The following is a 20,925-nucleotide window of genomic DNA, read 5'->3' on the forward strand; positions in this document are numbered from 1 at the left end:
GGTTGGCAGCGGGGACATCGACTCGGAGGTTCCACGAAAAGGGGGCCTTTCTTCAAATATCGGGGAATCAAATCTGCACTATAGACTACCGCTTCAACGGTTCAGTCGGTTATTTTGTTCCCCATGGATCCCTTTGGTCTTTACATTCACGTGCCCTTTTGTGCCTCGCGCTGTGGCTACTGCGACTTCAACACCTATACCCCGGGTGAGCTGGGAGGGGATCTGACCAGTGATTATCTCTCAGCTTTAGAGAAAGAGCTGGAGATGGCGGCGGCTCAGGTGGGCCGCGAAGCGGAGACCGTTTTTATTGGTGGCGGCACGCCGAGCCTGCTGGGCGCCGAGGGCCTGGGCCGAGTGTTGAATCGGGTGCGCGATACCTTTGGCCTTGCCCCGGGTGCGGAGGTCACCACGGAATCCAACCCGGAGTCCACGTCGCCGGAGTATTTCGCCGGGCTTCTCGACGCCGGCTTTACCCGCCTCTCGCTCGGCATGCAGTCCGCTTCGCCGGGCGTGCTTGCGGTACTGGAGCGGGCCCACACTCCGGGTCGTGCCTTCGATGCCGCGCGCGAAGCAATCGCTGCAGGCTTTGAGCACGTCAACCTGGACATGATTTATGGCACGCCGACAGAAGAGGACGCCGATGTTGCCTTGACTCTCGAGCGCGCTCTCGACACCGGGGTGGACCACATCAGTGCGTATTCGCTCATCGTGGAAGACGGCACGCGCATGGCCCGCAAGGTGTCCAAGGGACTGCTGCCCGCACCGGATGAGGATGTGCTGGCTCGGCGCTACGAGATGATTTCTTCCGCCCTTGAAGCCGAGGGGTTCGAGTGGTACGAGGTCTCCAACTGGGCCAAGCCAGGTGGGGAGTGCCAGCACAACCGCATCTACTGGGTCGACGGCAATTGGTGGGGCGCGGGCCCGGGCGCGCATTCGCACTTAGGCGACGAGCGCTTCTTCAACGTGAAGAATCCGCGGACCTACATCAAGGCGATTGAGGCGGGGCAGTTGCCCGTCAAGGAGCGTGAGCAGCTTACGGAGGCTGACCGCCACACCGAGCGCATCATGCTGGGGCTGCGCTTGCGCGAGGGCATCCCGGCCGCCTGGCTTGCGCCGGCCGCCGAGCCGGTTGCCGCGCGGTTTATTGACCGTGGCCTGCTCGAGCGCGCTGGCGACCACCTTCGCGTGACCAAGGCGGGCCGCCTGCTCGCAGATGGCATCATCACCGACCTCCTTGTCGCTGAAGACACCGCCCGCCAGAACGGATAGCCTTAAAGACATGTCTAGCTCCACCGATGCCCGCCGCCAAGAGGTCCTGCGCGCCATCGTCGCGGACTATATCGCCTCGCAATCGCCCGTCGGCTCCAAGGCCCTGCTCGAGCGCTACCAGCTGGGCGTGTCCTCGGCGACGATTCGCAATGACATGGCCGTGCTCGAAGCCGAGGGCCTCATCGCCCAAGAGCACGCCAGCTCCGGTCGCGTGCCCACGCAGAAGGGCTACCGCCAGTTCGTCGATACGCTCCACGATGTCAAGCCGCTCTCCAAGGCCGAGCGCCGCGCCATGCTCACCTTCCTCGAAGGCGGGGTGGACTTGGAGGACGTGTTACGCCGCTCGGTTCAGTTGTTGGCGCAGGTCACCAAGCAGGCAGCCGTGGTGCAACTGCCAAACCTTAAGGTTTCCCGCGTCAAACACTGCGAGGTTGTGGCACTCTCACCAGTGCGACTGCTGTTGGTGCTTATTACGGATAATGGGCGCGTCGATCAGCGCAATGTGGAGCTCGATGATGTGATCGACCCCGAGCAGACCCACCGCCTGCGCGACATGCTCAACACCACCCTGGAGGGAAAGACGCTCACGGAAGCCTCGGTGGAGCTCGCCGCGCTTGTCGACGATTCCCCGGCCGACATCCGCCCCCACGTCCTCAAAGCCGCAACGACGCTCATCGAAACCCTCGTCGAGCAGCCCTCCGACCGCCTCATTTTGGCCGGCACGTCGAACCTCACGCGCGTCGTGCTCCCGGACGGCTTGCCCTCCATCATCGAGGCCCTCGAGGAGCAGGTCGTCGTGCTGAAATTGCTGGCGCGTGTGCCAGACCTAGGCGATGTCTCGGTGTCCATCGGTGAGGAAAACGAAGCCGATGAGCTGCGCCAAACCTCAGTGGTGGCCACGCGTTATGGCTTCGGCACTGGCTCGGAGGCTGCAGCACTTGGCGGGCTCGGCGTGGTGGGGCCAACGTATATGGATTATTCGGGAACAATCTCCAAGGTCTCTGCCGTTGCACGCTATGTGAGTGAAATTTTGGCGGGCGAGTAAGCTGGCCCGTCGGAATAGATTTAGCATCAACGAGATATAGAAGGATGACAGTACGTGGCTCGTGACTACTACGGCATTCTTGGTGTAGATAAGTCGGCGTCCGACGCCGAGATTAAGAAGGCCTATCGCAAGCTGGCGCGCAAGTACCACCCAGACGTGAACCCGGGCGATGATGAGGCCGCGGAGAAGTTCCGTGAGGCCTCCCTTGCCCAGGAGGTTCTTCTGGATCCGCAGAAGCGCCAGGTAGTCGACATGGGCGGAGACCCCATGGAGGACCGCGCCGCACAGGGCGGCGGTGGTTTCGGCGGCTTTGGCGGCGGCGGTTTGGGCGACCTCTTTGCCGAGTTCTTTGGCGGCGGGGCCGCCTCCCGCGGCCCGCGTTCCCGCGTCCAGCCCGGTGATGATGCCCTGCTGCGCACCACTATTACCCTCGAAGAGGCCTACAGTGGCGTCAAGCAGCAGGTCAAGGTCGATACCGCCGTGCTCTGTGACCGCTGCGAGGGAACCGGTTCCGAGTCCAAGGCGAAGCCAGTTACCTGTGATCACTGTGGCGGCATGGGCCAGGTCCAGGAAGTCCAGCGCAGCATGCTGGGCAACATGATGACTACCCGCGATTGCCCGAAGTGCTACGGCTTCGGTGAGGTCGTCACCGATCCCTGTGGCCACTGCGGCGGCGATGGCCGCGTGCGCAAGCGCCGCGATATCACCGTGACTATCCCGGCGGGTATCGGCGATGGCATGCGGATCCGCATGGCGTCCCAGGGCGAGGTCGGCCACGGAGGCGGCCCTGCTGGCGATCTCTACGTGGAGGTCCACACCGAACCGCACCCAGTCTTTGAACGCAATGCCGATGACCTGCACCTGACCGTCCGCGTTCCTATGGTGGATGCCGCCCTCGGTGCATCCTGCACCGTCGAGCAACTCGACGGCGAAGAGCTCACCCTCGACATCGCGCCGGGTACCCAGCCGGGCGAGTCCATCACTCTTCAGGGCAAGGGCATGCCGCGCCTGCGTACGGATGGTTTTGGCAACCTCCACGCCCACGTGGACGTTGTTATCCCGACTGACCTGGACAAGAAGACCCGCGAGGCCCTCGAGAAGGTCCGCGCCGCTGGCCACAGCGGCACCGAGGTCCACCACGCCGGGGACAATCAGGGCGAGTCCCTCTTTAGCCGCTTCCGCGATAAGTTCCGCCGCTAATGTCTTTGCCTGTCTTCCTGCATCCGGACCTCTCCCTCGCTGACGTCGGCCAGCCCGTGGGCCTCGACGGCGCGGAAGGCCGCCACGCGGTCACCGTCAAGCGCATGGGACCAGGCGAGCACCTGGTCCTGATCGATGGGTCCGGGCTCCGCATCACCGCCACCATCACTGACGTGCAGGGCAAGGACACCCTCGCCGCGCTTGTCGACGACATCGCGACCTCCCCCGAACCCTCCCCACGCGTCATCGTGGTCCAGGCGATCCCCAAGTCGGAGCGCGCCGAGCTCGCCGTCGACTTGGCTACGCAGGCCGGCGCGGATGAGATCATCGCGTGGCAGGCCGATCGCTGCGTGTCCAAATGGGATGCGAAGAAGGCACCGAAGGCTCTGAGCAAGTGGGAATCGGCGGCCGTGGCGGCGGCGAAGCAATCGCGCCGAACTCGCATCCCGGCCGTGCGCGGGCCCGTGACCACCCGTCAGCTGTGCCAGGAGATTTCCGGTGCACGCGCCTTGGTCCTCCACGAGGACGCCACGCTACGCCTCAAAGACCTGAATGACCTTGACACCACCGAGACCATCTACCTGCTCGTGGGGCCTGAGGGAGGAATCGGCGAGGAGGAACTCGCCCAGCTCACAGCGGCCGGTGCGACGGCGATTAAATTGGGGCCGGAGGTTTTGAGGACGGCGTCGGCAAGCATGGTGGCGCTGGCTAGCATCGGCACGTTGACCTCGCGCTGGTAGCCTTTTGGGCGTGCCTATTATCACCACCAAGTTTGATCTCGACTCCGCCTACCTGGCCACCGTGCTGGGGCCGGCGGACGATAATCTGCGCGTTCTGGGCAACCTCGTCGGCGTGGACCTTTTTGCCCGCGGCACTACGGTGACTGCCTCCGGTCCCGACTATGACGTGGCCCGCGCGCGCAAGGTTTTGGAAGAGCTCGAGGCCATCGCGCGTCGTGGCCACCCGGTCAGCACCGACACGGTCAAGCACACACTCGACCTCGTCGCAGTTGATGCTCCCGAATCTGTCTCTGAGGCCCTTGCGGCGGACATTGTCTCCCGCCGCGGCAAGTCGGTGCGGCCAAAGACGTTGGGGCAATCGCGCTACGTGCAGGCCATTGATGAGAACACCATCGTCTTTGGTATCGGCCCGGCCGGTACCGGTAAGACCTACTTGGCGGTGGCCAAGGCGGTGCAAGCCCTGCGTGCCAAGCAGGTCAGCCGCATTATCCTGACCCGTCCCGCGGTGGAGGCAGGGGAGAAGCTGGGCTTTTTGCCCGGCACTCTCAACGACAAGATTGACCCCTACCTGCGCCCGCTATACGACGCCCTGCGGGACATGATTGACCCCGAGATGATTCCGAAGCTCATGGAAGCCGGCATCATCGAGGTCGCTCCCTTGGCCTATATGCGTGGCCGCACGCTGAATGACGCTTTCGTCATCCTCGACGAGGCCCAGAACACCACACCTGCGCAGATGAAGATGTTCTTGACCCGTCTGGGCTTTGGTTCCACCATCGTGGTGACCGGCGATATCTCCCAGGTGGACCTGCCTGGCGGCCAGGTCTCCGGCCTGCGTCTGGTGCGTCGCATTTTGAAGGGCGTGCCGGATATTCACTTTGCGGAGCTGGGCTCTGCCGATGTGGTGCGCCACCAGCTGGTGGGCCGTATCGTGGACGCTTACGATAACTTTGCTGAGCAGGAGGAGAAGAAATGAGCATTGAATTCATCAATGAGTCCGGCTTTGACGGTGTCAACGAGGAGATGCTCATCGACGTCTGCTCCTATGCCCTCGGCCGCCTTGACGTGAACCCGGATGCTGAATGCACTATTACGGCTGTGGACCTGCAGACCATCGCGGACCTGCACGTGCGCTGGATGGACCTCGAAGGCCCCACCGATGTCATGAGCTTCCCCATGGACGAGCTCACCCCGGGCGCAACCGGCGGGCGGCCTGACGCGCCTGAGGCAGGCCCCGCCATGTTGGGCGATATCGTGCTCTGTCCCGAGTTCGCCCAGCGCCAGGCCAACGCCGCTGGTCACTCCCTAGGCCACGAATTGGCTCTGCTCACCGTCCACGGCTGCCTGCACCTGCTGGGCTATGACCACACGACCGCCGCGGAGGAGAAGGAAATGTTCGGCCTGCAGAACGAGCTGCTGGCGGACTGGTACGAGGACCTCGATTCCCGTGGTGTTTCTTACCAGCCCAAGCCCTCTGGGCCGAAGGCCTTCCCGGATGCTGCCGAGCGCGCCGAGCTGGACAAGGAAGTTCCCGGCGGCGGAATCTAAACCCGGCCCAACGTTGAGGTGCTTTCAGGGGCGTAGCACAATGGAGGGTTATGAACATCCTCTCCATCCAGTCCCATGTTGCCTACGGTCACGTTGGCAACTCCGCCGCCGTCTTCCCGCTTCAGCGTGCTGGCCACGAAGTGTGGCCTATTCACACGGTGAACTTTTCCAACCACACCGGCTACGGTGACTGGGGCGGACCGATGATTCCGGCCAGTGATGTCACCGCCATCGTGGACGGCATTGAGAAGCGTGGCGCCTTCCCGCGCATCGACGCAATCCTCTCTGGCTACCAGGGCGGACCGGATATCGCCGGTGCCATCGTGGATGCCGTCAACCGCATCAAGGCTGTGAACCCGAAGGCCCTCTATGCCTGCGACCCGGTCATGGGTAATGCCAAATCCGGCTGCTTCGTCTCTGATGACATCCCGCCGCTGCTGCGCGACAAGGTCGTACCGGTCGCAGATATCATCACCCCGAACCAGTTTGAGCTGGGCTACCTTACCGACTCTTCCGTCAACACCCTCGAGGAAACCCTCGCCGCGGTGAAGAAGGCCCAGGACATCGGACCGAAGACCGTGCTGGTCACCTCGGTGCAGCGCCCCGAAACCGACGAGGACGAGATTGAGATGCTCGCCGTAGATGGTGAGCGCGTCTACCTCGTGGCCACCCCGAAGCTGCCTTTTAAGCGCAATGGCTCGGGCGATGTCACCGCGGCGCTGTTTACTGGCCACTACGTGGAAGCCCACGACGCGAAGGAAGCGCTCAAGCGCACCGCCTCCTCGGTCTACGATTTGCTGCACACCACCTACGAGGCCGACGCCCGTGAGCTGCAGCTCATTGAGTCCCAGGACGTCTTTGCCAACCCGCGCCTGCAGTTCCACGTCGAAGAACTCTAGCTTCCTGGTCTCTACCTGCCCTCTACCCGGCCTCTACTTGGCATCTGCCTCGCCTCTACTTGGCATCTACCTAGCATCTGCCTCGCCTCTATCTGGCCTCAGCGGCTTCGCAGGCTTCACCGGCAGATGTACCGCGAGCAAAGGGCATCTACCACGGGGCATCGTGCATAAGGCATTAGCCAAAAGGCGTTTTCACGGCTGAAAACGCCTTTTGCGTTGTCTAAAGGGCGTTTTCACCCCGGAAGATGCCTTTTAGCGGATGCCCTTTACGAACCGCCCTCCACCTGCGACCAAACCGCCCTCCACCGGCGAGCAAACCACCCACCACCGGCGACCAAACCGCCCGCCACCTGCGACCAAACCACCCGCCACCTGCGACCGATTAATAGGTCCCTTTAGTCTGGTCCCTTTTCACTGACAAGGGACCATGTACAGAGCGAAGACCGGCTCCAGAAGGTCCCTTTGTACAGAGAAGGGACCAGAGTAGGAGGACCAAACGAAAAGGACCTTCCGTCCTGCACGCAGCGGGAGCGGGAATTCAGAAATCGTGAGCTATGATGAAAAACAATATGAGCACCGATTTCGACGCCGCCTTCGCGGACCTGCCTGAAGAAGGCGAGGCCACCGCCGCGGACTATTCGCAGTACACCAACACGCCAGAGGGCTTCCGCTCTGGCTTCGTGTCCTTCGTGGGCCGCCCCAACACCGGCAAGTCCACGCTCACCAACGCGCTGGTGGGCGAGAAGATCGCTATTACCGCCGACCAGCCCGAAACCACCCGCCACCCCATCCGCGGACTCGTGCACCGCGAAGATGCGCAGATTGTTGTCGTCGATACGCCCGGTCTGCACCGCCCGCGCACCTTGCTGGGTGAGCGCCTCAACGAGGTCGTCAAAGACACGTATGCCGACGTCGACGTCATCGGCTTGACCATTCCCGCGGATGAAAAGATTGGCCCCGGTGACCGCTGGATTCTGGAGAACGTGCGCAAGGTCGCGCCGAAAACTCCCATCATAGGCATCGTGACCAAGCTGGACAAAGCCTCCAAAGACCAAGTCGGCGCGCAGCTGCTCGCACTGCATGCGCTTCTCAGCGAGGACAACCCTGACGCCGTCGTCATTCCCGTCTCCGCTACCGAGCGCGTCCAGCTGGAGGAGTTGACACAGGTTATCGTCGACCACCTGCCGGAAGGCCCGAAGTTTTACCCGGATGACCACGTCACCGACGAGGACCAGGCTGAGCGCATCGCTGAGCTCATCCGCGAGGCCGCCCTGGCTGGCCTGAAGCACGAGCTTCCGCACTCCGTGGCCGTGGAAGTCGATGAGATGCTTCCTGACCAGGAGCGCCCCGACGTCCTCAACGTCCACGCCGTGCTCTACCTCGAGCGTCCCGGCCAAAAGCGCATCATTGAAGGCAAGGACGGCCGCCGCTTCCGCCGCATCGTTGGCACTGCCCGCAAGGAAATCATCCAGCTCCTCGGCCAGAACGTCTACCTTGACCTGCGCATTAAGGTGCTGAAGAATTGGCAGTCGGACCCGAAGGCGCTGGGCCGCCTGGGCTTCTAGATGCGCGAGAATTTCCGCGACCGCGCCCTCGTCATCCGCACCTATGATTTCGGGGAGGCGGACCGAATCATCGTGTTGCTGACACGACACCACGGCCTCGTGCGCGGCGTGGCGAAGGGGGTGCGCCGCGCGAAGTCGCGCTTTGGCTCGCGCCTGCAGCTCTTCGTCAACCTTGACGTGCAGCTTTACCCCGGCCGCAACCTCTACACCATCGCGCAGGCAGACACGGTGGACTATTTCGGAGCGCGCATCATCGAGGACTATGAGCGCTATACCGCCGCCTGCGCCGCCCTCGAGTCCGCTGAGCGCCTCGCCGCCGCCGACGCCCCCGGGGATCCCTACCTCTACGAGGCCTGCGTCGATGTCCTCGACAAGCTTCAGCACGGCGATCCGCTTATGCTTCTCGACGCCTTCCTCCTCCAAACCATGTCCCACGCCGGCTGGGCGCCCAGCCTGTTCGATTGCGCCCAGTGCCAAAGGCCCGGCCCCCACCACGCCTTCCACCCGGCCGTGGGCGGAGCTGCTTGCCACCAATGCCGCCCGCCGGGAGCCGCCGAGGTAGACCCGGAAACCCTGCACCACATGTGGCTCATCGCCCACGGCCACCCCAGCCAGCCCACCCACTCCCAGGCGCAGGAAGCCCATCGCCTGACCCGCGCCCACCTGCAATGGCACCTTGAACGAAGCGTTGGCGCGCTGGGGATCATGGAGCAGTAGACTGTAATGCGTGATTACGCCTGACCCGAACCGAGTGCTCCACCCGCCCGCTATCCCGCAGGAGTTCCTGCCGCGCCACATCGCGCTGGTCATGGACGGAAATGGCCGCTGGGCAGAGGAGCGCGGAATGAAGCGCACCGAGGGCCATCGTAGGGGAGAAGCAGTGCTTCTCGACGTCGTCGATGCCTGCCTCGCCCTCGGCATTCCCTACCTCTCAGCCTATGCTTTCTCCACGGAGAACTGGCGCCGCAGTGCCGAGGAGGTCCGCTTCCTCATGGGCTTTAACCGCGACGTGCTGCGCCGCCAGCGCCACTGGCTCAACGAGAGGGGAGTGCGCGTGGTGTGGGCCGGCCGCCGCCCGCGCCTGTGGCGTTCCGTTATTAAGGAGCTCGAGGCCGCCGAGGAGCTCACCAAGGACAACACCAAGATGACCCTGGTGATGTGCGTGAATTACGGAGGGCGCGCCGAGCTTGTCGACGGCATCCGTACCCTCGCCGAGCAGGTCTCCCGCGGCGAGCTCGACCCACGCTCCATCAACGAGAAGACGGTGAGCTCGGTGATGTATGACCCCGATATGCCGGACGTAGATCTGTTCTTGCGCCCCTCGGGTGAAAAGCGCACCTCCAATTTCCTGCTCTGGCAGTCGGCCTACGCAGAGATGATTTATCAGGACAAGCTCTTCCCGGACTTCACGCCGGAAGACCTGTTCGCTGCGGTGGAAGAGTACGCGCGGCGTGACCGTCGCTTCGGCGGTGTCAAATAGCCCGCCTAGACATCTGGGATGAAGATGTCCTCGATGCGGCAGGAAAAGTGGCGCGCAATCTGAAAGGCGAGGGGAAGCGAAGGATCGTAGCGCCCCTTTTCAATGCTGATGATGGTTTGGCGCGAGACTCCCAATTCGGTGGCGAGGCCTTGTTGTGAGAGCCCGCGTTGTTCGCGTATCTCTTTGAGGCGGTTATCCACGGCTTAGCTCGCCGCCTGCTTGTGGGCGAGATAGCTAATACCAAAGGTGCCAGTAACGAAGGCGCCCAGAATGATGGTGAGCAGAGTACCGGAGACGCTGAAGTCCCAGATGGACGAGATGATGCCTAGGCCACCGATAGCAAAGAGCAGGGCATGCAGGGTGTTTTCGGAAGCCTGTGAATACCAGTGAGACTCGATGGAGTTCTCTGGGTCTGGGGTAGCACCCCGAATAGTGGAACGATCCACCATGAACGCCCAGCTAGCTGCAGAGGCAATGGGCAGGAGACACAAGGTGTATACCGCAACGGCGAGCCACGGCGCGTCGCGGTGTACGAAGACTCCAAGGGCAACTCCGGCGGCCGCGGCAATAAGTAGACCCACGGCTAGGGATAGGGCGATGAGTGTGGTTTGGGTACCGCCCCACTTGGGGCGGCCAAAGCGAGAAGTGGGCATGAAGTTCCTCCTATCAGTGACGGCTGTAAAGCGTGCTTTACGCACATCATATGTCAAGCAAACTTTACTGTAAAGGGTGCTTTACTTTATTTGATGGAGGAAGTGGAGTTGCCGCAGGTAAAGGGCAAAAACCTCAGCTCCGCCCCAACGATAGGGCGGGCTGAGGTGGAAGGTTCTCTGTTAAGAAGATGTGCTTAGGATGCTGCGGAGCACTCGGCACACGTGCCGAAGATCTCGGCATCGTGCCCGGTGAGCTCAAAACCGTGTTCCTTGGCTACCGAGGAGGCCCACTGCTCGATGGGGCCACCGTCGATCTCCTCGGTGCGGCCGCACTTGGTACACACCAAATGGTGGTGATGGGCATCGGTATCGCAGTGGCGGTACAGCGTCTCACCAGAAGGCATATGGAGCGCATCGACCGCATCGATCTCAGAGAGTGATTGCAGCGTGCGGTAGACGGTGGTGAGGCCGACCTTCTGGTTGTTGTCGATAAGCGCCTGGTGAATGTCCTTGGCGGACGCGAACTTGTCGAGCTTCCGAAGGACCTCGACCACAGCGGTGCGCTGACGGGTATTGCGCGCGCCGAGCTTCGGGATGCTGTCGTGGATGGCCATGCTGCTTAGCCTATCAATACACTTTCAATAAGGGTATTAGGTGGTGGCCAGGGCAGCGTCGGCAAGCAGCGGCAACACCTTAGGAGCTGCCAAGCTGTAGCGCACCTCGCGACCCAAACGTTCGCTATCAACAATGTTCGCGCGCTTGAGAACGCGCAGGTGTTGGCTAATAAGTGGCTGCGACTTACCCGTTGCGGCAACGAGCTCGTGCACGTAGTGATCGCGCTCAGCTAGACGCTGAATGATATCGATCCGCAAAGGTGAATCTAAAGCGCTGATGACCGTCGCGGCGGCATTGATATCAAAGGAGAGAGGGGCTTCAGGGGTGGTACTCACGCCGTTCACTTTCAATCGTTTCTATAGAGGTAGAGATATACATACTATAGCTGAAGAATGCGAAAATGTGTATAGAATACACCGCACTTGTGGGGTGACGGCGCGGAGCACGTAGGCGCGCGCTAGACTAGTTTGCATTGAAAAAGACTGTCCCCTACCAGAGGAGTCCCACTAACCATGGCATCCGTCATTGATACTGTTGTCAGCCTGTGTAAGCGTCGCGGCTTGGTCTACCAGGCAGGTGAAATTTATGGCGGTTCCCGCTCTGCGTGGGACTACGGCCCGCTGGGCGTTGAGCTGAAAGAAAACATCAAGCGTCAGTGGTGGCGCCACATGGTGCAGTCTCGCGATGACGTCGTGGGTGTGGACACCTCCGTCATCCAGCCGCGTCAGGTCTGGGTTTCCTCCGGCCACGTCGAGGTCTTCACTGACCCGCTGGTGGAATCCAAGCACACCGGTAAGCGCTACCGCGCTGACCACCTCATTGAGGCCTACGAGGAAAAGCACGGCCACGAGCCGGCAAATGGCTTGGCAGACATCAATGACCCGGAGACCGGTCAGCCGGGTGACTGGACGGAGCCGAAGGCCTTCTCTGGCCTGCTCAAGACCTTCCTGGGCCCGGTCGACGATGAGCAGGGCCTGCACTACCTGCGCCCGGAGACCGCGCAGGGCATCTTCGTCAACTTCAAGAACGTGATGACCTCGGCGCGTATGAAGCCGCCGTTTGGCATCGCGAACATTGGTAAGTCCTTCCGCAACGAGATCACCCCGGGTAACTTCATCTTCCGTACTCGCGAGTTCGAGCAGATGGAGATGGAGTTCTTCGTCAAGCCGGGCGAGGACGAAGAATGGCACCAGTACTGGATCGATGACCGCTTCAACTGGTACATCGACCTCGGTATCAAGGAAGAGAACCTGCGCCTCTATGAGCACCCGCAGGAGAAGCTCTCGCACTACTCCAAGCGCACCGTCGACGTCGAATACGCCTACAACTTCAAGGGCTCCAAGTGGGGCGAGCTGGAAGGCGTGGCCAACCGTACGGACTACGACCTGTCCGTGCATGCGAAGGGCTCCGGCGAGGACCTGTCCTACTTTGACCAGGAGGCCGGCGAGCGCTGGACCCCGTACGTCATTGAGCCGGCGGCCGGCCTGGGCCGCGCCATGATGGCCTTCCTCATCGATGCTTACGATGAAGAGGAAGCCCCGAACGCCAAGGGCGGCACCGATAAGCGCGTGGTCCTGCGCCTTGACCGCCGCCTGGCTCCGGTCAAGGTGGCCGTGCTGCCGCTGTCGAAGAAGGAAGAGCTGTCCACCCCGGCTCGCGAGCTGGCCAACAAGCTGCGCGCGAACTGGAACGTTGAGTTCGATGTTTCTGGTGCTATTGGCCGCCGCTACCGCCGCCAGGACGAAATCGGCACACCCTTCTGCGTGACCTATGACTTCGACACCCTCGAGGACAACGCGGTCACCGTGCGTGAGCGTGACTCCATGGAGCAGGAGCGCGTCAAGCTCGACGAGCTTGAGGCGTACCTGGCCGCCCGCCTGGTTGGCTGCTAATGCATTACACCAGCTGGGACCGCAGCGATAGCAAGAACCCCGTCCTCCTCGTGGAGGAGGGGCCAGAATCGCTGGGTATGTTCCAGGAACGCTCGGCTGACGTGGAAGGCGATCACTGGCGCCTCGACGTTGGTGACCTCGGCGCGTCGATCACGCTTAGCGACGACCGCGTCTACCGCCTCGCCGGCAACCCCAAGCGCGACAAGCGCCTGGAGGCCTCCCTGGACGGCCGCACCTTCGCCTTCATCAACGAGGCAGGCGGGGACTGGATTGTGGAGGACAGCTCGGGCGTCAAGGTAGCCCAGTTCTCCTCCAAGAACTCCGGCGTGCGCAAGGCCATCCTCGAGTTCGAAGGCGAGAACAGCTCTGACTCCGGCGACCTCGACGACTGGGAAGTCGCGGGCTTGAGCTGGTTTACGCGCGTCATCTTGGAAGCGCGCACGCAGCGCACCGCGATTCCCATCATCGCAACGCTGGTGCTGTTGTCCATCGTCGCCATCATTACGGTGCTGATCTAATGCAGCGCTGGGTGTGGCGCGATGAGGCGCTGGTGAATGAGGAAGGCGAGACCCTTGCCCGCGTGACGCCGACGGGCCTGCTGCTGCCCGGATCGGGCACCACCATCGCCTTCGAGCACGTCCCGGACGCGCGCAGCTTTAGCGTGCGCGGACCCGACTTTTCGGCGGAGCAGGTTACCTTCACGGTGAAAAAGCTGCGCGCGGTCTGTCAGGACCGCGAGTACCTGCTCGAGCGCACCAATCCTTTCCGCCGCGAGCGCCGCATCCTCGCTGTATCTGGCACCGCCACCGAGGTTGCCCGCACCACCCCGCGGGGCCGCGACCTCGAGGTTGCGGTGGGCACACTACCTCTCACGGACGCCGCCTTCACTAGCTACTGCTGCCTGCTTCTCGACGGCTCCACCCGCCCCTTACGCACCTAAATCCCCACTAGCAGCTTCGCTGGCGCAAGGCACCTGGCTCAAGGCACTTGGCAGAAGGCAAGTGGCAAAGGGCATCCGCCAAAAGGCATCTTTGGGCGTGAAAATGCCATGTAGAGGCAGTAGAAGGCGTTTTCAGCTGTGAAAACGCCTTCTAGCAGATGCCTTGTGCGGCATGCCGCCCGTGCACTGTGTCCCCCAACCCCCAGATCCAGACCCAGAGGCAGGGCTGGGACCCATACCAAGTCCGAGCCGCCGGGTGAATGCGGGGCGGCTGGAAGGAGCTGAGTAGAAATCGCAAGGCGCAGCTAGAAGGAGCCGCCGCGGAAACCGCCACCGCCGCCGCCCGAGAAGCCACCTCCGCCGAAGCCGCCTCCAGAGAACCCGCCGCCGAAGCCGCCGCCGTGGCCGCGAGAGCTACCGCCGCCGAGGACTTGGCCCAGCACCATGCCGGTGAGGATATTGCCCGCAGCATCGGTGGCTTGTCGGCGCTGCTCCTGGCGGCGATACGCCTCCAGGTCCGCCTTGGCGCGCCTCAGCGCGGTCTGGGCAGCCGCAGCCGCATCGCGGGAGAAGTTGAGCGCCGCACGCAGGTCCTTGGATGCGGAATTCTGGGCTTGAGCGTAGAGGCGGGTGGCATCGGCAAGAGCCACACGCGCATCGGGACCCACCACGCGGCCACGGGAGGAGAGCAGGTCCTCGGCTGCCTGGATGGCGGATTCCGCCGCGGCGATTTGTTGGCGGTAGAGCGCGATCTGGCGCTCACGAGTGGAATTGGTTTCGCGGACGGTGTCGAGTTGCTCGTCGAGCTTGGTATCGATAGCCGTCAGCGCGGTGTACTGGCCCAACGGGTCAGCTTGGCCGTTGCTGCGCGCCTGGTCCACGGCGGCCCGCGCCGTGGAAAGCAAGTCCTCCAGCGTGGACCAATCGGCAGGCGAGCCCTGGGCCTTGCCCTGCTGTTCCAGCTGCTGGGCCTCGGCGATTTCGCCCTCGACTTCATCGATGAGCGCCGGCAGGGTGGCCTTGGCAGAAGCGATGGAGTTTTCGGCGTTCTCCACACCAGTGAGCAGTCGGTCGGAAACCTCAAGGGCATGTTCGGCATCGCGGATAATACCCACGAGAGGCCCCTGCTGGCCGGCTGGTTGGGACTGCAGCGAACGGCCGCGCTCGAGTAACTTCTCGGCCTCGGAGAGCGAGACCTCCGCCATCTCCGGATTATCCGCGATGGAGGACAATGCCTCCTCGGAATAGGAACCGCCAAGGGTGGACAAGGTGGTACGAGCCTGCGGCAAGCGGCCACGCAGATCCACCGTACGGCGTGTGAGTTCATCGAGTTTCGAGCCGGCGTTAATCAGCAGGTCACGCATCTGGGCGAAGTCCGTTGCCTGCGCGTCGAGGGCATCGTCAGCCTGGCCACAAGAGGAAATAATCTCCACCAGCATCTGGCGGCGCTCACCTTCAGATTTCGGCAGGTTGTCGTTGAGCTGCTGCTGCAACTGGAAGGCCTTCTGCAAGGTCAGCGTGGAGTGGTTCATCGCGCGCGTGAACGGGCGGGTACGCTCTGGGCCGAACTCGGCCACCGCGATATCGAGCTCTTCTTTGCCACGGCGGATGGACTCGTCGGTAGAGACTAACTCCTCTTGTGCCAGCTGAGACAGAGTGGCCAGATCTAGGCGGTCGAGCTGCGAGGTATTCCCCGGCTCAATCTGGCGCGCGGATTCCAACGCGGCTGCCGAGTCCTTCTTGGTTTTGCGCCGGCTCGCCGCCGCAATGCCGCCACCAGCCACCACCAAGGCACCGGCGCCACCAGCCAGCCACAGCCCACCATTGCCACCGGAGCCATCAGAGGAACCAGAGGAGCCCGAAGAGCCCGAAGCACCAGAGGAACCGGAAGAACCGGAAGCTGCAGCGTCGACAAGCGCCAGCGCCGACGCCCCATACTCGCGGCCGCCCGCAAGCTTGCCGTACGCCGCGTCATACATCGCATCCAGACGCCCGCGCGGCCACTCCTTACCGGTCTGCACGCCCATTGTGGAATCCTCCACGCCCACCACATAGGCAGCGGAATTCGGCCCCTTGGCCTTCACAATCTCACCCGCATAGGCCTCCGCACCTTCCGGCAGGGAGGAGGCGAAGACCACGAAAACCACCACGTGGTGTTCCTGCTGCAGCTTGACAATCTTGTCCTCCAACTCGGACTTCTCCGAGCTCGAGAGGACCCCAGCCTCATCCGTCACCTTGTCCTTGAGCGAGGCGGCCTCAGGTGCGGCAACAACGAATTCTGTGGCCAGAGCAGGCCCAGCCGTCGCGCACCCCAACACCAGGGCGGCGAGGGCAGCGCGGCCAATACGAGCGGCAGTAGTCATGCGCACCACGATACCTTCCCGGCGCTAAGGTAGTAAGACAGTGAAATACGTCATTGTCTTAGGCGCCGCGCAGTACGACGGCCGCCCCTCCCGCATCCTGGCCGGTCGCGTGCGTTACGCCGCCGAGTACGCCACCGCGCACAATCTCCCCATCATCACCGTGGGAGGGAACTTGCCCGGAGATAAGTTCACGGAGGCGGGGGTAGCACGAGCCATGCTTGCCGACGTCCCCCTTAACGTCACCGCCCTCCCCGAAGGACTCGATACCCGCAGCTCACTGGCGGCCGCACGCGAGAAGCTCAACGTGACCGACGCGGTCATTGTGACCGATCCGCTCCACCGCCTGCGCACCTACGTCATCGCCCGCCAGGAAGGAATCAGGGCCACCGTCCTCGGCACCCCCTATTACCCCTCCCCGCGCTTTTCCATCCCGTGGTGGCGCTATCTAGCCCACGAGACCGGCGGGCTTATCTATCTGGGCTTGCGCACCGCAGTAGGGGAGGAGCGCTCCGCAGGCCTGCGCACGGCCCTCTACCGCATCGAGCGCATCATCCGACCTAACCAGGCTCTGCGCCACCGTGTCATTGGCGCGAGGCAGCCCCAGCAGGGCGAGGACAACGCCTAAACTGAAGCCCTGTGAGTTACAACTATTCCGCCGATGACGTCGCCCGCTTGGCCAGCGAGAGCCCCAAAGGCTCAGCCCTCAGCCCCACCGAGGAGCACCGCGGCGCCTTTTCCCGGGACCGCGCCCGCGTCCTGCATTCGGCGGCCCTGCGCCGTCTGGCGGATAAAACGCAGGTTGTCGGCCCCCGCGACGGCGATACCCCGCGTACTCGCCTGACCCACTCCCTGGAAGTCAGCCAGATTGCGCGCAGCATCGGCGCCGGGTTGGGCTTGGATCCCGATCTCTGCGATATGGCCGGTCTGACCCATGACATTGGCCACCCGCCCTACGGTCACAACGGCGAGAACGCGCTCAACGAGGTGGCCCTCGGCGGCTTCGAAGGCAACGCCCAGACCCTGCGCATCCTCACCAAGCTGGAACCCAAAGTCGTCCTGGACACGCCGCAGGGCCTGAGCAGCTATGGCCTCAACCTCACCCGCGCCTCGCTTGATGCCGCCTGCAAATACCCCTGGACCAAGACCAACCCCGACGGCACACTCAACCGCAAATACGGCGCTTATGACGAAGACGCGGACGTCCTGGAGTGGCTCCGCCAGGGCCACACGGACCAGCGCAAGTCCATGGAAGCCCAGGTGATGGACTGGTCAGATGACATCGCCTATTCCGTCCATGACGTCGAAGACGGCATCATCTCCCGCCGCATCTCACTGGGTGTTTTGTGGGACCTTGTGGAACTCGCACAGCTGGCAGACAAGGGTGCTAAGGCCTTTGGCGGCACCGCCGACGAACTGCTCGAGGCTGCCGACCGCTTGCGCCAACTGGACATCATCAATGCCATCGGCAACTTCGACTATTCCCTGCGCTCCTATACCAACTTAAAGAAGATGACCTCCGAGCTCGTCGGCCGCTACGTGGGCGCTACCGTTTCCGCCACCCTAGAAGCCAATGACGGTCCGCTCGGCCGCATGAATGGTGACCTCCACGTCCCGCCAGGCGCGGTCGCTGAGGTCACCCTGCTCAAGACCATCGCCGTTCTCTACGTCATGGACGAGCCCGCCCACCTAGCCCGCCAAGACCGCCAACGCGAGCGCATCTACCGCGTCTACGACTACCTCGTCGCCGGCGCCCCCGGCTCGCTGGACGCCACCTTCGCCTTGTGGTGGAACCAGGCCGAGTCCGATGTGGAGCGCGACCGCGCCATCATCGACCAGATCGCTTCCATGACAGAATCCCGCCTCGAGCGCCTAGCCCAACGCAGCGCCGAGCTCTTCGGATTCCTCAGCTAGCGCACGAGCGCTACGCCCTGGTCCTCCAACACCGAAGAGATCCGCGACAAGTCGTCCTGCTCTAGGTCAAAGTCGGCGGCAATGATCGCCTGGATGTGCTGCTCCCGCAGGAAATCCGCGAGGTCATCGAGGTTGTGCGGCGCCCCCGCCGCATTGCTGCGCAGACGGCCCAGCGCACCATAGAAATCCTCGCGGCTGCGGATAGTCTCCGTAATGAGAATGCGGTCCATGCTGTTTACAATCCTTTAGTTCTTACGCACTACTCGGCGTCCGGAATCGTGCAGAAGCTCTCGTAGTGGTCATCGGTGTAGTACCACACGTCCGGGTCCGTCTCACTGCCGCCACCAGTGACGATGCGCTTGGCGCCGCGGTGTCCGATGCCCGGGGTATCCACCGTGTATTCGCGATAATAATTCTTATCCTGCTGCGGCAGCACGCCCTCATAATTGCCAAAGCGCACGTTGTCATTGTCCGGATAGTCATAGGGCCCGCCGGCCAGAATGTCCTGCGCGGTCTCCTCCGCCTGCTCAGGCAGGGAGTCCATAGAGCAGGTGGGCAGGTCACCCTCCTCGGAGCCATGCTTGCCGACGTCCCCCTCGTCCCCCTTGTCCGAGGCCTGCTCCGTCTGGCCGCCGTTGCTGCTCCCACCATCACTACCGAGGTCGATGCCAAAATAACCCGCAACAAGCACGAGCACTGCACCACCGATGAGAGCAGGCAGTGATTTCCTGGAAGGGGAGGACTGGGACATGCCCCCATCATTGCAGCTATAGGGCCAAAACTGAAATCCCGTCCGCGCGTACTGTAAGCCGCGCGGCAGGACTCCTGACCGTCGATGGCTCCATGTCCACCGCGCGGGGTAGTCTGTACGCATGGCACGAGGCAGAATTCCGGACAGCGACATCCAAGCTATCCGTGAACGCGCGCCTATTGAGGAAATCGTGGGCGAATACGTCCAGCTCAAGCCCGCGGGTTATGACTCGCTCAAGGGGCTGAGCCCCTTCAAGGATGAGAAGACCCCGTCCTTCCACGTGCGCCCGCAGCGCGGCTATTATCACTGCTTCTCCACGGGCAAAGGCGGCGATGTTTTTAGCTTCCTCATGGAGATGGAACAGGTCACCTTCCCGGAAGCCGTGGAGGCCGTAGCCCAAAAAATTGGCTACCACATCAATTATCAAGGGGGCTCCACCGGCGCACGCGATGAAAAGCCCGGCACCCGCCAGCGCCTTATCGCCGCCAACAAGGCTGCGCACGAGTTCTACCGCCAGCAGTTAGAAACCCCGCAGGCAGCAACCGGCCGCGAGTTCCTCCTGGACCGAGGCTTTTCCAAGGACATCATCTACGACTTTGAATGTGGATATGCGCCTGAGGGCTGGGATACCGCCACCAAGCACTTGCTGCGTATGGGCTTTTCCTTCGAAGAGTTGGAGGCCGCCGGTATTTCCAAGATGGGCAAGCGCGGCCCGATTGACCGCTTCCACCGCCGCCTGCTGTGGCCCATCAAGGATCTCTCCGGCAATGTCATTGGCTTTGGCGCCCGCAAGCTTTTCGACGATGACAAGCTGGGCAAGTACATGAACACCCCGGAGACCATGCTCTACCGCAAATCCAAGGTGCTCTTCGGCCTCGATTTGGCCAAGCGCAATATTGCGGAGCAGCACCAGGCCGTGGTGGTGGAGGGCTACACGGATGTCATGGCCATGTACGCCGCGGGTGTCAAGACCGCCGTGGCCTCCTGTGGCACCGCCTTCGGCGGCGATCACCTCCAAGTGCTGCGCCGGCTCATGCTCGATGATTCCTACTTCCATGGCGAGCTCATTTACACCTTCGATGGTGATGAGGCCGGCCAGAAGGCCGCCATGCGCGCCTTCGAGGGTGAGCAGAAGTTCACCGGCCAGTCCTTCGTCTCTGTTGCTCCCGACGGTATGGACCCGTGCGACCTTCGCCTTGAGCGCGGCGATGCCGCCGTGCGCGACCTCGTGGCGGACCGCATACCGATGTTTGAGTTCGTCATTCGTTCGGTCATTTCAGACTTCAGCATCGACTCGGCCGAAGGTCGTCTCCAGGCCCTGCGCCGCGCCGTGCCCGTCGTAGCCCAGATCCAGGACCAACCTCTGCAGCGCGAGTACGCCCGCCGCCTCGCCGGGTGGGTGGGCTGGCCGGACCCGGAGGAAGTCCTCCACCAAGTACGCCAGGAGGCCCGCAAACCTAAAAAGCAGGAGCGCCCGCGTTTTGCCAGCCTGGAGGAAACGTCCTCAGCACCCGCGCAGACCAGCGCCCCCGTCATGCACATCCCCGGTCCCCGCGAGCCGCACCTGTGGCCACAGCGCGAGGCCCTCAAGCTGGCCCTGCAGTACCCGCAGATCGCCGGCAGCTACTTCGATGGTATTACCGAGGACGCCTATTCCAACGAGGCCTACCGCACGATCCGCCGCGCTATCTCCACCCTCGGTGGCGTGACCGCCGGTGCCGAACAGCCCGGCGTGGAGTGGCTCGCCGCCGTGGCCGGGGAGATGCCGGATCTTATGGCCCGCAACTTCGTCTCTGAGCTGGCCGTCGAACCCATCAAGCTGGGCGAGACCGGCAACCCCGATACCGACCTGGAGGCCTACGCCGATTCCGTGCTCTCGCGACTTCAGGAAGCCCGGGTGGGCGACCAAGTAGCCCAACTCAAGGCACAACTAGGCCGCATGCGCCCCTCCGACGACGAAGAGGCCTATAACTCACTCTTCGCGGACCTCGTCGCCCTCGAGCAAGCTCGCCGCGAGCTCAATGACCGCGCCTTCCGCGGCGTACGCTAACTGA

At 62.9% G+C, this 20,925-nt stretch carries 23 protein-coding genes; 16 read left to right on the forward strand and 7 right to left on the reverse strand.

Annotation, left to right across the window (positions count from 1 at the left end; genetic code table 11):
* The first annotated feature begins 123 nt into the window (after positions 1 to 123).
* The 10 genes from hemW (at position 124) to I6J72_RS01810 (ending at position 9,746) form a co-directional block, all read left to right on the forward strand.
* Entirely contained in the window at positions 124 to 1,269 is a 1,146-nt protein-coding gene (gene hemW, locus I6J72_RS01765; protein WP_204099690.1) for a radical SAM family heme chaperone HemW, read from the forward strand.
* Positions 1,270 to 1,279: 10 nt separating this feature from the next.
* Positions 1,280 to 2,314, forward strand: coding sequence for a heat-inducible transcriptional repressor HrcA (gene hrcA, locus I6J72_RS01770; protein ID WP_204099691.1), 1,035 nt, complete (start codon positions 1,280 to 1,282; stop codon positions 2,312 to 2,314).
* Between the two features lie 54 nt (positions 2,315 to 2,368).
* Positions 2,369 to 3,514, forward strand: coding sequence for a molecular chaperone DnaJ (gene dnaJ, locus I6J72_RS01775; RefSeq protein WP_070686520.1), 1,146 nt, complete (start codon positions 2,369 to 2,371; stop codon positions 3,512 to 3,514).
* Positions 3,514 to 4,254: a 16S rRNA (uracil(1498)-N(3))-methyltransferase gene (locus I6J72_RS01780; protein ID WP_204099692.1), complete on the forward strand. Its 741-nt coding sequence runs from the start codon at positions 3,514 to 3,516 to the stop codon at positions 4,252 to 4,254. The genes dnaJ and I6J72_RS01780 overlap by 1 nt, the downstream gene beginning before the upstream one ends.
* A gap of 10 nt (positions 4,255 to 4,264) precedes the next feature.
* Positions 4,265 to 5,230 (forward strand): PhoH family protein, encoded by a 966-nt coding sequence (locus tag I6J72_RS01785; RefSeq protein WP_204099693.1) that lies wholly within the window; start codon positions 4,265 to 4,267, stop codon positions 5,228 to 5,230.
* Positions 5,227 to 5,802, forward strand: a complete 576-nt coding sequence (ybeY, locus tag I6J72_RS01790; protein WP_039676349.1) for an rRNA maturation RNase YbeY — start codon at positions 5,227 to 5,229, stop codon at positions 5,800 to 5,802. Before I6J72_RS01785 ends, ybeY begins: the two co-directional genes overlap by 4 nt.
* Before the next feature lie 50 nt (positions 5,803 to 5,852).
* A complete protein-coding gene (pdxY, locus tag I6J72_RS01795; protein ID WP_204099694.1) occupies positions 5,853 to 6,701 on the forward strand; it encodes a pyridoxal kinase PdxY in 849 nt (282 codons plus the stop codon).
* A gap of 569 nt (positions 6,702 to 7,270) precedes the next feature.
* On the forward strand, positions 7,271 to 8,266 hold the full coding sequence (gene era, locus I6J72_RS01800; protein WP_370552151.1) for a GTPase Era: 996 nt from the start codon (positions 7,271 to 7,273) through the stop codon (positions 8,264 to 8,266).
* A complete protein-coding gene (gene recO, locus I6J72_RS01805; protein ID WP_204099695.1) occupies positions 8,267 to 8,983 on the forward strand; it encodes a DNA repair protein RecO in 717 nt (238 codons plus the stop codon).
* A gap of 10 nt (positions 8,984 to 8,993) precedes the next feature.
* A complete protein-coding gene (locus tag I6J72_RS01810) occupies positions 8,994 to 9,746 on the forward strand; it encodes an isoprenyl transferase (RefSeq protein WP_204099696.1) in 753 nt (250 codons plus the stop codon).
* 5 nt (positions 9,747 to 9,751) lie between these two features.
* On the opposite strand, the gene I6J72_RS01815 is transcribed toward I6J72_RS01810, so the two are convergent.
* From I6J72_RS01815 to I6J72_RS01830, 4 genes are all read right to left on the reverse strand, one after another.
* Positions 9,752 to 9,946 carry a helix-turn-helix transcriptional regulator gene (locus tag I6J72_RS01815; protein WP_070686508.1) on the reverse strand — a complete coding sequence of 65 codons (195 nt, stop codon included), beginning with the start codon at positions 9,944 to 9,946 and terminating at the stop codon, positions 9,752 to 9,754.
* A 3-nt stretch (positions 9,947 to 9,949) separates the two neighbouring features.
* Complete coding sequence (locus tag I6J72_RS01820) at positions 9,950 to 10,399, reverse strand: hypothetical protein (protein WP_204099697.1); 450 nt, start codon at positions 10,397 to 10,399, stop codon at positions 9,950 to 9,952.
* 194 nt (positions 10,400 to 10,593) lie between these two features.
* Positions 10,594 to 11,013 (reverse strand): Fur family transcriptional regulator, encoded by a 420-nt coding sequence (locus I6J72_RS01825; protein ID WP_204099698.1) that lies wholly within the window; start codon positions 11,011 to 11,013, stop codon positions 10,594 to 10,596.
* 36 nt (positions 11,014 to 11,049) lie between these two features.
* Positions 11,050 to 11,349, reverse strand: a complete 300-nt coding sequence (locus tag I6J72_RS01830; protein WP_204099699.1) for a helix-turn-helix transcriptional regulator — start codon at positions 11,347 to 11,349, stop codon at positions 11,050 to 11,052.
* Positions 11,350 to 11,526: 177 nt separating this feature from the next.
* Here I6J72_RS01830 and I6J72_RS01835 point away from each other — a divergent pair, with 177 nt between their 5' ends.
* Genes I6J72_RS01835 through I6J72_RS01845 form a run of 3 tightly spaced genes read left to right on the forward strand, consistent with a single transcriptional unit; the run spans position 11,527 to position 13,846 of the window.
* Positions 11,527 to 12,906 carry a glycine--tRNA ligase gene (locus I6J72_RS01835; RefSeq protein ID WP_204099700.1) on the forward strand — a complete coding sequence of 460 codons (1,380 nt, stop codon included), beginning with the start codon at positions 11,527 to 11,529 and terminating at the stop codon, positions 12,904 to 12,906.
* Positions 12,906 to 13,424 (forward strand): hypothetical protein, encoded by a 519-nt coding sequence (locus tag I6J72_RS01840; protein ID WP_204099701.1) that lies wholly within the window; start codon positions 12,906 to 12,908, stop codon positions 13,422 to 13,424. Before I6J72_RS01835 ends, I6J72_RS01840 begins: the two co-directional genes overlap by 1 nt.
* Positions 13,424 to 13,846, forward strand: a complete 423-nt coding sequence (locus tag I6J72_RS01845; protein WP_204099702.1) for a hypothetical protein — start codon at positions 13,424 to 13,426, stop codon at positions 13,844 to 13,846. The genes I6J72_RS01840 and I6J72_RS01845 overlap by 1 nt, the downstream gene beginning before the upstream one ends.
* A gap of 305 nt (positions 13,847 to 14,151) precedes the next feature.
* Here I6J72_RS01845 and I6J72_RS01850 read toward each other — a convergent pair whose 3' ends face one another.
* Positions 14,152 to 16,209 carry a TPM domain-containing protein gene (locus tag I6J72_RS01850; RefSeq protein WP_204099703.1) on the reverse strand — a complete coding sequence of 686 codons (2,058 nt, stop codon included), beginning with the start codon at positions 16,207 to 16,209 and terminating at the stop codon, positions 14,152 to 14,154.
* A 40-nt stretch (positions 16,210 to 16,249) separates the two neighbouring features.
* On the opposite strand from I6J72_RS01850, the gene I6J72_RS01855 reads away from it, so the two are divergent.
* Together I6J72_RS01855 and I6J72_RS01860 are read left to right on the forward strand one after the other, a co-directional pair.
* A complete protein-coding gene (locus tag I6J72_RS01855) occupies positions 16,250 to 16,834 on the forward strand; it encodes a YdcF family protein (protein WP_204099704.1) in 585 nt (194 codons plus the stop codon).
* An 11-nt stretch (positions 16,835 to 16,845) separates the two neighbouring features.
* A complete protein-coding gene (locus I6J72_RS01860) occupies positions 16,846 to 18,120 on the forward strand; it encodes a deoxyguanosinetriphosphate triphosphohydrolase (RefSeq protein WP_204099705.1) in 1,275 nt (424 codons plus the stop codon).
* Here I6J72_RS01860 and I6J72_RS01865 read toward each other — a convergent pair.
* Both I6J72_RS01865 and I6J72_RS01870 read right to left on the reverse strand, forming a co-directional pair.
* The gene (locus I6J72_RS01865) at positions 18,117 to 18,350 is read right to left on the reverse strand and encodes a hypothetical protein (RefSeq protein WP_204099706.1); all 234 of its coding nucleotides are present in this window, start codon (positions 18,348 to 18,350) and stop codon (positions 18,117 to 18,119) included. The two genes, I6J72_RS01860 and I6J72_RS01865, sit on opposite strands and share 4 nt — an antisense overlap.
* Before the next feature lie 29 nt (positions 18,351 to 18,379).
* The gene (locus I6J72_RS01870; RefSeq protein ID WP_204099707.1) at positions 18,380 to 18,871 is read right to left on the reverse strand and encodes a ribonuclease domain-containing protein; all 492 of its coding nucleotides are present in this window, start codon (positions 18,869 to 18,871) and stop codon (positions 18,380 to 18,382) included.
* A 121-nt stretch (positions 18,872 to 18,992) separates the two neighbouring features.
* On the opposite strand from I6J72_RS01870, the gene dnaG reads away from it, so the two are divergent.
* On the forward strand, positions 18,993 to 20,921 hold the full coding sequence (gene dnaG, locus I6J72_RS01875; RefSeq protein WP_204099708.1) for a DNA primase: 1,929 nt from the start codon (positions 18,993 to 18,995) through the stop codon (positions 20,919 to 20,921).
* Positions 20,922 to 20,925: the final 4 nt, after the last annotated feature.

The sequence above is a fragment of the Corynebacterium sp. FDAARGOS 1242 genome (assembly GCF_016889985.1).
GTDB classification, from domain to species: Bacteria; Actinomycetota; Actinomycetes; order Mycobacteriales; family Mycobacteriaceae; genus Corynebacterium; species Corynebacterium minutissimum_B.